This is a genomic window from Trinickia caryophylli, assembly GCF_034424545.1.
GTDB lineage: Bacteria > Pseudomonadota > Gammaproteobacteria > Burkholderiales > Burkholderiaceae > Trinickia > Trinickia caryophylli.
The window spans coordinates 1,555,465-1,569,697 of record NZ_CP139970.1; the positions used below are offsets into that span (position 1 = coordinate 1,555,465).

General features: G+C 64.7%; 15 protein-coding genes. 12 read left to right on the forward strand and 3 right to left on the reverse strand.

Annotated elements, in window-relative coordinates:
- Positions 1–32: 32 nt before the first annotated feature.
- From pcaF to paaK, 4 genes are all read left to right on the forward strand, one after another.
- On the forward strand, positions 33–1,235 hold the full coding sequence (pcaF, locus tag U0034_RS07055; RefSeq protein WP_085228144.1) for a 3-oxoadipyl-CoA thiolase: 1,203 nt from the start codon (positions 33–35) through the stop codon (positions 1,233–1,235).
- A gap of 65 nt (positions 1,236–1,300) precedes the next feature.
- Entirely contained in the window at positions 1,301–2,092 is a 792-nt protein-coding gene (paaG, locus tag U0034_RS07060; RefSeq protein ID WP_085228145.1) for a 2-(1,2-epoxy-1,2-dihydrophenyl)acetyl-CoA isomerase PaaG, read from the forward strand.
- 1 nt (position 2,093) lies between these two features.
- Complete coding sequence (gene paaI, locus U0034_RS07065) at positions 2,094–2,564, forward strand: hydroxyphenylacetyl-CoA thioesterase PaaI (RefSeq protein ID WP_085228146.1); 471 nt, start codon at positions 2,094–2,096, stop codon at positions 2,562–2,564.
- 115 nt (positions 2,565–2,679) lie between these two features.
- A complete protein-coding gene (paaK, locus tag U0034_RS07070) occupies positions 2,680–3,984 on the forward strand; it encodes a phenylacetate--CoA ligase PaaK (protein ID WP_085228147.1) in 1,305 nt (434 codons plus the stop codon).
- A 335-nt stretch (positions 3,985–4,319) separates the two neighbouring features.
- On the opposite strand, the gene mltA is transcribed toward paaK, so the two are convergent.
- Entirely contained in the window at positions 4,320–5,444 is a 1,125-nt protein-coding gene (gene mltA / locus U0034_RS07075; protein ID WP_085228148.1) for a murein transglycosylase A, read from the reverse strand.
- Between the two features lie 78 nt (positions 5,445–5,522).
- Positions 5,523–5,897 carry a Co2+/Mg2+ efflux protein ApaG gene (apaG, locus tag U0034_RS07080; RefSeq protein ID WP_085228149.1) on the reverse strand — a complete coding sequence of 125 codons (375 nt, stop codon included), beginning with the start codon at positions 5,895–5,897 and terminating at the stop codon, positions 5,523–5,525.
- Between the two features lie 205 nt (positions 5,898–6,102).
- On the opposite strand from apaG, the gene rpe reads away from it, so the two are divergent.
- The 8 genes from rpe (at position 6,103) to U0034_RS07120 (ending at position 13,334) form a co-directional block, all read left to right on the forward strand.
- Positions 6,103–6,789 carry a ribulose-phosphate 3-epimerase gene (gene rpe, locus U0034_RS07085; RefSeq protein ID WP_085228150.1) on the forward strand — a complete coding sequence of 229 codons (687 nt, stop codon included), beginning with the start codon at positions 6,103–6,105 and terminating at the stop codon, positions 6,787–6,789.
- A gap of 1 nt (position 6,790) precedes the next feature.
- Positions 6,791–7,552, forward strand: a complete 762-nt coding sequence (locus U0034_RS07090) for a phosphoglycolate phosphatase (protein WP_085228151.1) — start codon at positions 6,791–6,793, stop codon at positions 7,550–7,552.
- A gap of 300 nt (positions 7,553–7,852) precedes the next feature.
- Positions 7,853–9,346 carry an anthranilate synthase component I gene (gene trpE, locus U0034_RS07095; RefSeq protein WP_085228152.1) on the forward strand — a complete coding sequence of 498 codons (1,494 nt, stop codon included), beginning with the start codon at positions 7,853–7,855 and terminating at the stop codon, positions 9,344–9,346.
- A gap of 14 nt (positions 9,347–9,360) precedes the next feature.
- Positions 9,361–9,951, forward strand: coding sequence for an aminodeoxychorismate/anthranilate synthase component II (locus U0034_RS07100; protein WP_085228153.1), 591 nt, complete (start codon positions 9,361–9,363; stop codon positions 9,949–9,951).
- Positions 9,952–10,006: 55 nt separating this feature from the next.
- A complete protein-coding gene (gene trpD, locus U0034_RS07105; protein WP_085228154.1) occupies positions 10,007–11,038 on the forward strand; it encodes an anthranilate phosphoribosyltransferase in 1,032 nt (343 codons plus the stop codon).
- A gap of 52 nt (positions 11,039–11,090) precedes the next feature.
- Entirely contained in the window at positions 11,091–11,876 is a 786-nt protein-coding gene (gene trpC, locus U0034_RS07110; protein WP_085228155.1) for an indole-3-glycerol phosphate synthase TrpC, read from the forward strand.
- 6 nt (positions 11,877–11,882) lie between these two features.
- Positions 11,883–12,509, forward strand: coding sequence for a CYTH domain-containing protein (locus U0034_RS07115; protein WP_085228156.1), 627 nt, complete (start codon positions 11,883–11,885; stop codon positions 12,507–12,509).
- Positions 12,510–12,515: 6 nt separating this feature from the next.
- The gene (locus U0034_RS07120; protein ID WP_085228157.1) at positions 12,516–13,334 is read left to right on the forward strand and encodes a uracil-DNA glycosylase; all 819 of its coding nucleotides are present in this window, start codon (positions 12,516–12,518) and stop codon (positions 13,332–13,334) included.
- 220 nt (positions 13,335–13,554) lie between these two features.
- Here the strand turns inward: U0034_RS07120 and U0034_RS07125 are convergent, their stop codons facing one another.
- Positions 13,555–14,154 carry an FMN-dependent NADH-azoreductase gene (locus U0034_RS07125; RefSeq protein WP_085228158.1) on the reverse strand — a complete coding sequence of 200 codons (600 nt, stop codon included), beginning with the start codon at positions 14,152–14,154 and terminating at the stop codon, positions 13,555–13,557.
- Between the last annotated feature and the right edge of the window lie 79 nt (positions 14,155–14,233).

Genomic DNA, 14,233 nt, shown 5'->3' on the forward strand with positions numbered 1-14,233 from the left:
GTCCGCGTGGCGGCCTTCGAGCAGGAACACCGATGAACGATGCTTTTGTCTGCGACGCCATTCGTACGCCTTTCGGCCGCTATGGCGGTGCACTGAAGGACGTGCGGGCCGACGACCTCGCCGCCGTGCCCATCAAGGCACTTGTAAAGCGCAATCCAGGCGTCGACTGGGAGGCACTCGACGACATCATCTACGGCTGCGCGAATCAAGCCGGCGAAGACAACCGCAACGTCGCGCGCATGGCCGCGCTGCTGGCCGGCCTGCCGATCACAGCCGCGGGCGTGACCATCAATCGCTTGTGCGGCTCGGGGATGGATGCAATCGGCAGTGCTGCACGCGCGTTGAAAGCAGGCGAAGCGCAACTGATGATCGCCGGTGGAGCGGAAAGCATGACGCGCGCTCCGTTCGTCCTGGCCAAAGCAGCAAGCGCCTTCTCGCGTCAAACCGAAATCCACGATACGACCATCGGCTGGCGCTTCGTGAATGCGAGGCTGAAGGCGCAATATGGCATCGACTCCATGCCCGAGACAGCGGAGAACGTCGCGGCCCGCTTCGACGTCAGCCGAGCGGATCAGGATGCCTTTGCGTTGCGCAGCCAGCAAAAAGCCATTCGGGCGCAGCGCGATGGATTATTCGACGGCGAGATAGTCAGCGTCGCCATCGCACAAAAGAAGAGCGAGCCCATTGACGTCTCGCAAGACGAGCATCCCCGCGAGACGTCGCTCGATGCACTCGCGAAGCTGAAAGGGATAGTGCGCCCCGACGGCACCGTTACGGCCGGCAATGCATCAGGTGTCAACGACGGCGCATGCGCGCTGTTGCTCGCCAACGCAGCAGCCGCGGACCGCTTCGACCTGAGGCCACGCGCACGTATCCTCGGCATGGCGACCGCCGGCGTCGAGCCATCGATCATGGGCATCGGGCCCGCGCCCGCCACCGAGAAACTGCTTGCGCGCCTCGGGCTGCCACTCGCACGGTTCGATGTAATCGAGCTCAACGAAGCCTTCGCATCGCAAAGCCTGGCGGTACTGCGACTGCTCGGAATCGCCGATGACGATCCGCGCGTCAATCCGAATGGCGGAGCCATTGCACTCGGTCACCCGCTCGGCGCCTCCGGCGCCCGTCTCGTCACGACGGCGCTCGGCCAACTCGAGCGGACCGGCGGCAAACTCGCGCTGTGCACGATGTGCATAGGTGTCGGCCAAGGTATCGCGCTCGCTCTGGAGCGCGTTTGAGTTGCGTCGGTGGATTGATCGCCGCGCATTCAAAAGTCAAACGGTAACAATCAAGGAGACGATCGATGCAATACGACGCAATCCACGTCGCGCACGACCCTTCCTCGCACGTGTTTACGATCACGCTTGATCGTCCGGACAAGCTCAACAGCTTCAGTCGGGCCATGCACGCGCAATTGCTCTCGGCGCTCGACGAAGCCGAGGGCGCGGGCGCCCGGGCGTTGGTACTGACCGGAGCCGGCCGCGGGTTTTGTGCTGGACAGGACCTCGCCGACCTCAACCTCGAGCCGGATGCCCTCACCGATCTTGGCGCGCATCTGGAAGAGACTTTCAATCCGCTGATTCGGCGGCTTCAAGCGTTGCCGCTGCCTGTCATTGCCGCCGTCAACGGCATTGCAGCGGGCGCGGGCGCCAATTTGGCACTCGCCTGCGATATCGCCATTGCGGCGCGCTCAAGCAGTTTCGTGCAATCGTTCGTGAAGATTGGCCTCGTGCCCGACTCGGGAGGAACCGCATTCCTGCCGCAGCGCATCGGCATGGCTCGCGCGCTCGGGCTGGCGCTAACGGGAGACAAGCTGACCGCCGAAGATGCCCATCGCTGGGGACTCATCTGGCAGGTCGTGGACGACGAGCAACTGCCGGTAGCAAGTGCGAAACTGGCCGCCTCGCTGGCCCAACAGCCCACTCGCGCAATAGCCGCCATCAAGCGGGCCATGCGCGCAAGCTCGACACAATCGCTCGATCGGCAACTCGATCTCGAACGCGACTTGCAGCGCGAGCTCGGCCGGTCGCGCGACTATGTGGAAGGCGTCACCGCGTTCATCGAAAAACGCGCACCACACTTCGAAGGAAAATAAAATGGCGGCTTGCGATCATCACCCGCACTCGGACAGCGCTGCATCCGATCCGGATGCGCTGGCCCGCGCCGTGGCCGACGCCATGTTCCGCGTCGACGCCTGCAGCCGCGCACTCGGCTTCGAATTGCTGGAAGTCAAAGCCGGCTACGCCCGATTGCGCGCCACCGTACGCCCCGACTTTCTGAACGGCCACGATATCTGCCATGGCGGGATGATTTTCACGCTGGCGGATTCCGCCTTCGCCTTCGCCTGCAACTCCCACAACGTCAACACGGTCGCGTCCGGCTGCTCTATCGAGTTCCTCCGGCCGGCGCACAAGGGAGACGTGTTGACGGCCGAGGCTTCGGAGCAGACATTGATGGGGCGGACCGGCATCTACGATATTCGTGTGACGAACGATGCTGGCGAAACAGTGGCGATGTTCCGCGGGAAGTCGTCTCATATCAAAGGCAGCGTGATTCCACAGTCCTGACGGCTCGCGCCTTCGCCCGCCTCTGCTAATAGAAAACCAGACGCAGCCGCCATGGCCAGCGGCCGCGCGCCTCTTGCTTCGTATCGCTGCATCAGGCCAACCAAGGAGACAATCGATGGACACCGCGCTTGCCCTCGAACCGATCGAGACTGCCAGCCGCGACGAGCTCGCCGCCATGCAACTCGAACGGCTGAAATGGTCGCTCCGGCACGCCTACGAGAACTCGCCAGTCTACCGGCGCAAGTTCGATCGAGCCGGCGTGCATCCTGACGACTTGCGCACGCTTTCCGACTTGTCTCGCTTTCCGTTCACGACGAAAGCCGACCTGCGGGACAACTACCCCTTCGGGATGTTCGCCGTGCCCCAGGAGCGGATCGCGCGCATTCACGCCTCGTCCGGTACGACCGGCAAGCCCACCGTCGTCGGCTATACCGCGCGCGACATAGACACGTGGGCGAATCTCGTGGCCCGATCAATTCGCGCGGCGGGCGCCCAGCGAGGCGACAAGGTGCACGTGAGCTACGGCTACGGGCTATTCACAGGCGGTCTGGGCGCACACTATGGAGCAGAGCGGGCCGGCTTGACCGTTATTCCATTCGGCGGCGGGCAAACCGAAAAGCAAGTTCAGTTGATCCAGGATTTCCGCCCCGACATCATCATGGTGACCCCCAGCTACATGCTCGCGATCGCCGATGAGTTCGAGCGCCAGGGACTGGATCCGGCGCAATCTTCGTTGCGGATCGGCATTTTCGGCGCCGAGCCCTGGACCAACGACATGCGGCTCGTCATCGAAGAGCGCATGGATATCGACGCGGTCGACATCTATGGCCTGTCGGAGGTCATTGGGCCCGGCGTTGCATCCGAATGCGCCGAAACGAAAGACGGCCCGACAATCTGGGAAGATCATTTCTATCCCGAAATCATCGACCCTGAAACCGGCACCGTTTTGCCCGACGGCGAATTCGGCGAACTCGTCTTCACGTCGCTCACGAAAGAGGCCCTGCCGATCGTGCGCTACCGTACGCGCGATCTGACACGCCTGCTGCCCGGCACGGCACGCACGATGCGGCGGATGGACAAAATCACTGGCCGCTCGGACGACATGATGATCGTGCGCGGCGTGAACGTGTTCCCCACGCAAATCGAGGAGCTGTTGTTACGTCAGCGGGCGCTCGCCCCCCATTATCAGATCGTGCTGACGAAGGAGGGCCCGCTCGACGTCATGACGCTCAATGTGGAGCCCTCGTCCGAAGCCAGCACCGACGCCCGCGCGCTCGAAGCCGCGCGAACCGCGCTCGCGCATGACATCAAGGCACTGGTCGGGGTAAGCGCCGTTGTCCGGGTGCTGCCGGTCAACGGTATCGAACGCTCAGTCGGCAAAGCCAGGCGTGTCGTAGACAAGCGCCGGTTAGACCGCTGACGCCTCCGAGACCAGCGACTCCGAGACCAGCGACTCCGAGGCCGGCGACTCCGAGACCAGCGACTCCGAGACCAGCGACTCCGAGACCAGCGACTCCGAGGCCGGCAACTCGGAGGCCGGACTCGAAGGCCGGACTCGAAGGCCGGCAACTCGAAGGCTGATAACCGTGCACCCGCGAGTGCACGGCGGGCGGCTCGGGACGGATGGCTTCATGGCCGGCGGCTCGAAAACCATGCAGCGGGTTCGCACGCGGAAGCTGCGCCCGCCTCAGGCTCCGCGCATGCGCGAGTTCGGCAAAGCCCACCCCGATAGCCGCCGCCCCGGCAAGACTGCTCTCAAGAATTCGGCAGGAGCAGCCACATGCGGCCCGTCTGCTTCATTTTGCCGGCCAGGTCGCCCGCATCGTCGCCCAGCCCCCAGAAGTAGTCAGCTCGCACGCCACCTTTGATCGCCGTACCCGTGTCCTGCGCGAAGACGAGACGGTTCAGAGGCGCGTTCGTCATCGGCCGCGTTGTCTGCAGAAACACCGGCGTGCCGAGCGGAATCGAGGCGGGATCGACGGCAATCGAACGCTGCGGCGTCAGCGGCACGCCCAGCGCGCCGATCGGCCCCTTCTCCGAGCCTGCCCACGCGCTGCCCGCCGCCGGCATCTCGCGGAAAAAGACGAAGCGCGGATTCGTGTCGAGCAACGCATCGACGCGCCCTGGATTGGCGCGCGCCCAGGCTTTGATGCCCTGCATCGTTGCCTGCGCGGGGGTGAGTTCGCCATGATCGAGCAACCACCGGCCGATCGATTTGTACGGCTGATTGTTGCTGCCGCCGTAGCCTACGCGCATGACGCTCCCGTCATCGAGCACGATGCGGCCCGAGCCCTGCACCTGCAAAAAGAAGCCCTCGATCGGGTCGTCCACCCAGACGAGTTCGTTACCCGCCAGCACGCCGGCGCGCTCGAGCTGCGCGCGCGCCGGCAGTGCCGTGCCCGCGCGATACCCGGCCGGCCAGCGGTACAAGGGGTACTGATAGGCGCCGTGCCGGGTACGCGACCCATGCAGAAGCGGCTCGTAGTAGCCCGTGACGAGGCCGTCGAGCGTGCCGTCGCCGTTGGCGAATTGAAACGGTGTGAAATACGCTTCGAAAAACGACCGCGTGCCAGCAACGTCGAGATCGTCGAGCTGGGCGGCCGCGGCGCACGCGCGCTGCCAGTTGCGCTCGCGCGCAAGGCGCGAGCAGTTCTCGCGCAGCGCGGCGGCCGCGCCGATCAGCGAATCATCTTCCCAGCCCGGCACCTGCTGCCACGCAACAGGTGTGAGCCGCCCCGGCACGACCGCACCCGCGACGGCAGCGGCTTCGACTGGCCCGGAAACGGGAGGACGCACGGCAGGACGCCCGCCGCAAGCAGCGAGCACGGTCGCCAACACAAGGGCCGCGAGGCGGCCGATCGTCCCCAGATCAATGCGCATACGTTTGCTCTTTCTTCGATGACACTTCGTGCCCGCCGCAGCGGGCCATTCCGATCTCGCGCGCCATACCCGCGGCGGTCAATGCAACGTGCGCGGCATTTGCAGCGTGAACTCGGGCACAGGCGCCTCGAAGCGCTCGCCGTCCTCCGCCACGCAGAAATACTCACCCCGCATCGTACCGACGGGCGTGGCGATAACGGCCCAGCTCGTGTACTCGAACTGCTCGCCGGGCTGCAGCAGCGGTTGATGCCCCACCACGCCGAGCCCCTTCACTTCCTGGACCGAGGCTTCGCTGTCGGTAATCACCCAATGACGCGCGATCAATTGCGCCGGCACCTGGCCGGTGTTGCGAATCGTCAGCGTGTAAGCGAATGCGTACTGCCGCCGGTCGGGATCGGACTGCTCCGGCAGGTAGCGCGTTTTCGCGGACACGCTGAATTGATACTGGCTCATCGTGACTCTGCTTTTCGCTATTTGACAAGAATCCGAAAGGCGGCCGCAACGCCGGTCTCACGCCCGGAGCCTTTCGGATTGGCATTCTGCGGGATGGCGCCCTCGCCCGCAACCGCGCGTTTGCCCGCCCGGCCACAGTCGGGGCGCTGTAAAATACCGGCTGCTTTCCCGCTGCCGCCCGCCGACACTCGAGGATTTACGCGCCATGACGCAATTTCGTATCGCCCCCAGCATCCTCTCGGCCGATTTCGCCCGGCTCGGTGAAGAAGTCCGCAACGTCGTCGCCGCCGGCGCCGATTGGATCCATTTTGACGTAATGGACAACCATTACGTTCCGAACCTCACGATCGGGCCGCTCGTATGCGAAGCCATTCGCCCGCACGTGCAAGTGCCGATCGACGTCCATCTGATGGTGCGTCCCGTCGATCGCATCGTGCCCGACTTCGCGAAGGCCGGCGCCAATCTGATCAGTTTTCACCCCGAGGCGTCGGAGCACATCGATCGCACGTTGTCGCTGATCCGCGATCACGGCTGCAAGGCGGGCCTCGTCTTCAATCCCGCCACGCCGCTCAATTATCTCGACCATGTGATGGACCGCGTCGACCTCGTGCTCATCATGTCCGTGAACCCGGGTTTCGGCGGCCAATCGTTCATTCCCGAGGCCCTCAATAAGCTCCGGGCCGCGCGTGCGCGCATCGACGCCTATCGCGAAAAGACGGGCCGCGAAATTCACCTCGAAGTCGATGGCGGCGTGAAGACCGACAACATCGCGGAGATCGCGCGCGCAGGTGCCGATACGTTCGTGGCCGGCTCGGCCATCTTCGGCAAGCCGGACTATGCCGACGTGATCGGCGAAATGCGCCGTCGGCTCGCCGCCGCAGGGGAGGCCTGAGATGAACGGAGCAGCCCTGCCCGATAATGACGAGACGCCACGCTTTGCTGCGCTGCGCCTGAAGGCCGCCATCGTCGATCTCGACGGCACGATGGTCGATACGGCCGACGACTTCACCGCCTGCATCAACGGCATGCTGACCGAAACCGGCGCGGCTCCGCCCGTCACGCGAGACGAGGTCGTCGGCTATGTCGGCAAGGGTTCCGAGCACCTGATTCGGAGCGTGCTGGCCGCCCGCTTTTCCGCCGACGAAACCGAGGCGCGATTCGAGGCCGCACTCGCCTGCTATCAGGCGCATTACGCGAAGATCAACGGAAGCCACACGCGGCTTTACCCGGACGTCGAGCACGGCCTGGCCGCGCTTCGCGACGCCGGCCTGACGCTCGCCTGCGTGACGAACAAGCCGCGGCGCTTCGCCGTCGCGCTGCTCGAGCAGTATGGGCTCGCGCGCTACTTCTCGGCGATCTTCGGCGGCGACAGTCTGCCGCGCAAGAAACCGGACCCCGAGCCGATGCTCGCGGCCTGCGCGGCGCTTGGCGTGGCGCCGGGCGAGGCCGTGGCGATCGGCGACTCGGAAAACGACGCCCTTGCGGGCCGCGCGGCCGGCATGGCGACGCTCACGGTGCCCTACGGCTACAACCATGGCAACGCTATACAAACAATAAATTCGGATGGTATAGTCGCCACGTTGCTGGCTGCGGCACGGGTCATTGCGAACCATCACGCGAGCCTCGAAGCAACACCTCAATCGCCGACAATTTAGTCTTCACCTCATGTTTCTGAGCAAAAAACGGAGTCTGAGCAGCATCGACCGGGGAGCCTGGCCCTGGCGCCGCTCGACGCACTGACCTCTCTCGAGGCCTGCTGGACCTGACGGCCAGCACCGTTTTTTGCTTGTCGCGCACCTGCGCTACCTTCGCCGCCGCCCCTGGATCGCCCCGGACATGTCCGGCCGAAGCGACTTTCGAGTCGCCGCTCGGGCACGCGGCCCAACGGTTTGCCGCGCGCTCCGCATCCCCTTTGCGCGATGTCCGAGCGCCGGTCATATGAACAGGATCGGAACATGACCGAACTCGAATTCAAATCCCTCGCGAACGAGGGCTATAACCGTATCCCGCTGATCGCCGAGGCGCTCGCCGACCTCGAAACGCCGCTTTCGCTCTATTTGAAGCTCGCCCAGGCCGAGCGCAATGGGACGAACTCGTTCCTGCTCGAATCGGTGGTCGGCGGTGAGCGGTTCGGCCGCTACTCGTTCATCGGCCTGCCCGCACGCACGCTCGTGCGCACGCGCAACGGCGTGACCGAAGTGGTACGCGACGGCCAAGTGGTCGAGCAGCACGAAGGCGATCCGCTCGAGTTCGTGGCCGCGTTCCAGGCGCGCTTCAAAGTGGCCCGAACAAGCGGATTGCCGCGCTTTTGCGGCGGGCTGGCGGGCTACTTCGGCTACGACGCCGTCCGCTATATCGAGAAGAAGCTGGCGCATACCGCGCCGCCCGACGATCTGGGTCTGCCAGACATCCAATTGCTGCTCACCGAGGAACTTGCCGTCATCGACAATCTGACCGGCAAGCTCTATTTGATCGTCTATGCCGATCCGGCCGTGCCGGAAGCGTATGCCCGCGGCAAGCAGCGCCTGCGCGAGCTGCGTCAGCGGCTGCGCGCGACCGTCGAGCCGCCCGTCACGTCCTCGAGCGTACGCACGGAGATCTATCGCGAATTCGCGCGCGACGATTACCTCGCCGCGGTGCGCCGCGCGAAGGAGTACATCGCCGCCGGCGAACTCATGCAGGTGCAGGTGGGGCAGCGCCTTACGAAGCCGTATCGCGACAATCCGCTCTCGCTTTACCGCGCGCTGCGGTCGCTGAACCCGTCGCCCTATATGTACTTCTATAACTTCGGCGATTTCCAGGTCGTGGGCGCCTCGCCCGAGATCCTCGTGCGTCAGGAAAAACGCGGCGGCGATGCGATCGTCACGATCCGTCCGCTTGCCGGCACCCGCCCGCGCGGCAACACGCCCGAGCGCGACGCCGAACTTGCCACCGAATTGCTCAACGACCCGAAGGAAATCGCCGAGCACGTGATGCTGATCGATCTGGCCCGCAACGACGTCGGCCGCATCGCGCAAACAGGTTCGGTCGCCGTGACCGACAAGATGGTCATCGAAAAGTACTCGCACGTGCAGCACATCGTGAGTTCGGTCGAAGGCAAGCTCAAGCCCGGCATGACGAATTTCGACGTCCTGCGCGCCACCTTCCCCGCCGGCACGCTCTCGGGCGCGCCGAAGGTGCGTGCGATGGAGCTCATCGACGAGCTCGAGCCCGTCAAGCGCGGCCTATACGGCGGCGCGGTCGGCTATCTTTCTTTCACCGGCGAGATGGATCTTGCCATTACGATCCGTACCGGCATCATCCGTAATGGCAATCTCTACGTTCAGGCGGCGGCGGGCGTCGTCGCCGATTCCGTTCCCGAATCGGAATGGCAGGAAACGGAGAACAAGGCGCGCGCCGTGCTGCGCGCCGCCGAGCAGGTGCAAGACGGCCTCGACAGCGACTTCTGACCGGGAGAAAGACCATGTTGCTGATGATCGACAATTACGACTCGTTCACCTACAACCTCGTCCAGTACTTCGGCGAGCTGGGCGAGGACGTGCGTACCTACCGTAACGACGAGATCTCGCTCGACGAGATCGCGGCGCTCAACCCCGATAGCATTTGCCTCTCGCCGGGCCCGAGCAACCCGCAGCATGCAGGCATCACGCTCGACGTCCTGCGCCAGTTTTCGGGCAAGAAGCCGATTCTCGGCGTCTGCCTGGGGCATCAGGCAATCGGCGAGGCGTTCGGCGGTCGGGTCGTGCGCGCGAAAACGATCATGCACGGCAAGGTGAGCCAGATCGAAACCGACTGCAAAGGCGTCTTCGCCGACCTACCCAAGCACTTCACGGTGACGCGCTACCATTCGCTCGCGATCGAACGCGACACGCTGCCCGAATGCCTGGAAATCTCGGCCTGGACCGAGGACGGCGAAATCATGGGTGTGCGGCACAAGGAGCTGCTCGTCGAGGGCGTGCAGTTCCACCCCGAGTCGATTCTCTCGGAGCATGGGCACGCGTTGCTCGAGAACTTCCTCAAGATGGCGAAGATGCACCAAGGCGCTCCCGCCTGAGGCTTATGGTCAACCGTCGGCGGCGCTACTGGCGCGCCGCATAAAGGGCAAGGTCATGACGATCACTCCCCAGGCAGCGCTGCAGCGCACGATCGAACATCGAGAAATCTTTCACGACGAGATGCTGCATCTGATGCGGCTGATTATGCGCGGAGAGCTGTCCCCGGTCATGTCGGCGGCCATCATCACGGGGCTGCGCGTGAAGAAGGAGACGATCGGCGAGATCGCCGCCGCGGCCACCGTCATGCGCGAGTTCGCCAACCGCGTCCACGTGCCAGACAACGCCAACTTCGTCGACATCGTCGGCACTGGCGGCGACGGCTCGAATACGTTCAACATCTCCACGGCCACGATGTTCGTTACGGCCGCGGCCGGTGCGAAAGTCGCCAAGCACGGCGGCCGCGGCGTATCGAGCAAATCGGGGAGTGCCGACGTCCTCGAGGCGCTCGGCGTGAACATCGATCTGCAGCCGGATCAGGTTGCCGCCTCTATCGCGGAAACGGGCGTGGGCTTCATGTTCGCGCCGAACCACCACCCGGCCATGAAGAACATCGCGCCTGTGCGGCGCGAACTCGGCGTGCGCACGATCTTCAACATTCTCGGGCCCCTCACGAATCCGGCCGGCGCACCGAATCAGTTGATGGGCGTCTTCCACCCGGACCTCGTCGGGATCCAGGTGCGCGTCATGCAAAGGCTCGGCGCCAATCATGTGCTCGTCGTCTACGGCAAGGACGGCATGGACGAGGTCGCGCTCGGCGCGGCCACGCTCGTCGGAGAATTGCGCAACGGCGAAATCCACGAGTACGAGATCCATCCCGAAGACTTCGGCATGCAGATGGTGTCGAACCGCACGTTGCGCGTGAACGACGCCGAGGAGTCGAAACAGCTGTTGCTCGAAGCGCTCGAGAATCGGCCGGGCGTCGCCCGTGAAATCGTCGTGCTGAACGCCGGCACGGCACTTTATGCCGCCAATGTTGCCGAATCGATTGCCGACGGTATCCAGATAGCTCGCGAGGCCGTCGCCACGGGCCGCGCCCGCGAGAAGGTGGAAGAACTCGCGCGCTTCACGCAGCAGTTCAAGCGCTGACGTCGCGTTGCGTCGGCATTGGACCCGCAAGACAACAAGAGATCAAGAAACTATGAGCGATATCCTCAGACGCATCATCGAGGTCAAGCGCGAAGAAGTCCGCGCCGCGCAGCTGAGCGCACCGCTGGAAGAGCTGCGCCTCGAAGCTTCGGCGCGCGAGCTGCGCGATTTCATCGGCGCCTTGCGCGCCAGGCACGCGGCCGGCAAGCCCGCCGTCATCGCCGAAGTAAAGAAGGCCAGCCCCTCCAAGGGCGTCCTGCGCGAGCACTTCGTGCCGGCCGATATCGCGCGCTCCTACGAGCGCGGCGGCGCCGCCTGCCTTTCGGTACTCACCGACGTCCAGTTCTTCCAGGGCAGCGCCGCCTATCTCGAGGAGGCGCGGGCCGCCTGTTCGCTGCCGGTGCTGCGCAAGGACTTCATCGTCGATCCTTATCAGATCGTCGAAGCACGCGCGATGGGCGCCGACGCGATCCTGCTGATCGCGGCCGCGCTTTCCACGCCGGAGATGCGCGATCTCGAAGCGCTCGCCCATTCCCTGGATATGGCCGTGCTCGTCGAAGTTCACGATGCCGCCGAGCTCGAAGAGGCGCTTACGCTGCGAACGCCGCTCATCGGCATCAACAACCGCAATCTGCGCACATTCGAGACCTCGATCGAAACGACGCTCGGCATGCTCGAACAGGTGCCGGCCGATCGCATCGTCGTGACGGAGTCGGGCATTCTTTCGCGCACCGATGTCGAGCGTATGCGTGAGCGGTCGGTCCACACGTTCCTCGTTGGCGAAGCGTTCATGCGCGCCGACGACCCGGGCGCCGAACTCGCCCGCATGTTCTTCTGAGCCGTCATGGGCATCGAACGCGAAATCAAGCTCGCACTGCCGCCCGGGCAGGCCGACGCGGCCGCGCAGTACTTCTGCTCGTGCACGGGCACGCAAGGGCGCGACGTGCCGCTCGACAACGTCTACTTCGATACGCCGTCGCTCGCGCTCACACACGCCAAGATGGCGCTGCGTCTGCGCAAAACGCCCGACGGCTGGCTGCAAACGCTGAAAGCCGCCGGTACCGCGACGGGGGGACTGCACAGCCGTCATGAGTGGGAAACCCCCGTGACCGGTCCGGCGCTCGAACTCGATGTGCTCGCGGCTGCCTGCGACGACGAAGCAGCGTGCGCGACACTGCGCGGCGTGGCGTCCGAGCTGACCGCGCTTTTTCGAACGACGTTCGTGCGACGCCTCTGGCGCGTAAGCGCGGGGGACGCGACGATCGAAGCGGCGATCGATCGCGGCGAAGTCACCGCCGAAGTCAACGGCGAGACCCGGCGCTCGCCCATCAGCGAGGTCGAGCTCGAACTCGTGGACGGCAGCGAATCCGCGCTCGGCGCACTCGCAGCCGATCTGAGCGCGAACGTGCCGGGGCTCGCACCCGATGACGTCAACAAAGCCCAGCGCGGCTATGCGCTGCGAATGGGCTGATACCCGATGGCACGTTCACGAGAATCGGCGTCCGCCCAGGCTCAACCGTCACTCTTCGACGCACCTTGCGGCGAGCAAACCGGCGAAACCAGCAAAACCAGCCAGAGCGGGTTTCGCGCGCCGCTCGAAGCGCAGTTCGACGCATTGCCGCCGGCATGGCGCGAGCACCTTCGCCCATTTCTGCAAAGCGATGCCTACGCTCCGCTGTGTCGATTCGTCGATGCGCAATACGCCGCCGGCAAGACTGTTTATCCAGCCGACGTCTTCAGGGCGCTGCGCCTGACGAGCCCCGACGACGTCAAAGTCGTCATCGTCGGCCAGGACCCCTATCACGGCGACGACAAAGGCCACCCGCAAGCACACGGTCTCGCCTTCTCGGTGCCGGCGGCCGTGCGGCCACCGCCGTCGCTGCGCAACATCTTCAAGGAGATCGCGGCCAGCTTCGGCTACGACATTCCGCGCCACGGCTGCCTCGATGCCTGGGCGAAACAGGGCGTGCTGCTGCTCAACACGGTGTTGACGGTCGAGCAAGGCAAGGCCGCGAGCCATGCCAAGCGCGGCTGGGAACAATGCACCGATACGCTTATTCGCGAACTCGCGCATCGGCACGAGGGCCTCGTCTTCATGCTCTGGGGCGCGCATGCGCAAGCTAAGCGCGCCCTGCTCGACGCGAGGCCGCATTGCGTGCTCGAGGCGCCTCACCCGTCGCCGCTCTCCGCGCATCGCGGCTTTCTGGGCTGCCGGCATTTCGCGCTTGCCAACGAGTATCTCGTCCAGCACGGGCGCGAACCCATCGACTGGCGGCTGCCCGATACGGCCGCTTAGGCCCGCTTAGGCCCGCTTAGGCCCGCTTCGGCAGGCACGCACAAACGCCAAGCCCCGCCTCAGCAGACGGCCGGGGCAAACCGCGCAAGCCACCTGCATCCACTCTGCGTGGCAAAGTCCTACCCTCGAGACGTGAGCAAGAAGAGCCTGCCGCGCGACGACAAAAAAGGGGCGCAGGATGCCCCTTTTTTTTCATCCGGCACGGTAGCCGGCACCAGGATCAGGCCGCGGCGGCAATGGCCTCGCGTGCGGTTGCGAAACCCGCGCTGGCAGCTTCCGGCCCCATGTTCAAGCCTTCGGCGTAGATGAAGTTGACGTCGGTGATGCCGATGAAGCCGAGGAACGTCTGCAGATACGGGGACTGGCTGTCGGCCGGCGTGCCCGCATACTTGCCGCCGCGTGCCGAAACGACATACACCTTCTTGCCCTTGACGAGACCTTCCGGACCGTTCGCCGTATAGCGGAACGTCACGCCCGCACGGGCGATCCAGTCGAAGTACGCCTTCAACTGCGAAGACACACCGAAGTTGTACATCGGCGCGCCGATGACGATGATGTCCGCAGCCTGCAACTCGGCGACCAGCGCATCGCTACGCGCCGCGATCGCCGCCTGCTCGGGCGTGCGCTGCTCGGCCGGAGTAAAGAATGCGCCGAGCACGCTGTCGTCGAGGTGAGGCAGCGCATCGGCCAACAGGTCGCGCACGACGACTTTCGCGCCGGGATTCGCGTTTTGCAGCTTGGCCGTCAGTTCGCTCGCAAGCAGCGTCGAGTTCGCGCCTTGCGAACGTGCTGCCGAGTTCAGTTGCAGGATCGTGGTCATAGCAGGCTCCGGGTATTCTGTGGTGAGCGCATTGGTTGCGCGAGTGGAGCCATTGTCTGGCCTTCGATTTATCTCACAA

Coding starts and splice junctions, on each gene's coding strand:
- U0034_RS07100 (WP_085228153.1), top strand. CDS start 9,361: ATGTTGCTGATGATCGACAATTACGACTCGTTCACCTACAACCTCGTC.
- trpE (WP_085228152.1), top strand. CDS start 7,853: ATGACCGAACTCGAATTCAAATCCCTCGCGAACGAGGGCTATAACCGT.
- paaI (WP_085228146.1), top strand. CDS start 2,094: ATGGCGGCTTGCGATCATCACCCGCACTCGGACAGCGCTGCATCCGAT.
- U0034_RS07090 (WP_085228151.1), top strand. CDS start 6,791: ATGAACGGAGCAGCCCTGCCCGATAATGACGAGACGCCACGCTTTGCT.
- paaG (WP_085228145.1), top strand. CDS start 1,301: ATGCAATACGACGCAATCCACGTCGCGCACGACCCTTCCTCGCACGTG.
- U0034_RS07115 (WP_085228156.1), top strand. CDS start 11,883: ATGGGCATCGAACGCGAAATCAAGCTCGCACTGCCGCCCGGGCAGGCC.
- trpC (WP_085228155.1), top strand. CDS start 11,091: ATGAGCGATATCCTCAGACGCATCATCGAGGTCAAGCGCGAAGAAGTC.
- pcaF (WP_085228144.1), top strand. CDS start 33: ATGAACGATGCTTTTGTCTGCGACGCCATTCGTACGCCTTTCGGCCGC.
- rpe (WP_085228150.1), top strand. CDS start 6,103: ATGACGCAATTTCGTATCGCCCCCAGCATCCTCTCGGCCGATTTCGCC.
- U0034_RS07120 (WP_085228157.1), top strand. CDS start 12,516: ATGGCACGTTCACGAGAATCGGCGTCCGCCCAGGCTCAACCGTCACTC.
- U0034_RS07125 (WP_085228158.1), bottom strand. CDS start 14,154: ATGACCACGATCCTGCAACTGAACTCGGCAGCACGTTCGCAAGGCGCG.
- trpD (WP_085228154.1), top strand. CDS start 10,007: ATGACGATCACTCCCCAGGCAGCGCTGCAGCGCACGATCGAACATCGA.
- paaK (WP_085228147.1), top strand. CDS start 2,680: ATGGACACCGCGCTTGCCCTCGAACCGATCGAGACTGCCAGCCGCGAC.
- apaG (WP_085228149.1), bottom strand. CDS start 5,897: ATGAGCCAGTATCAATTCAGCGTGTCCGCGAAAACGCGCTACCTGCCG.
- mltA (WP_085228148.1), bottom strand. CDS start 5,444: ATGCGCATTGATCTGGGGACGATCGGCCGCCTCGCGGCCCTTGTGTTG.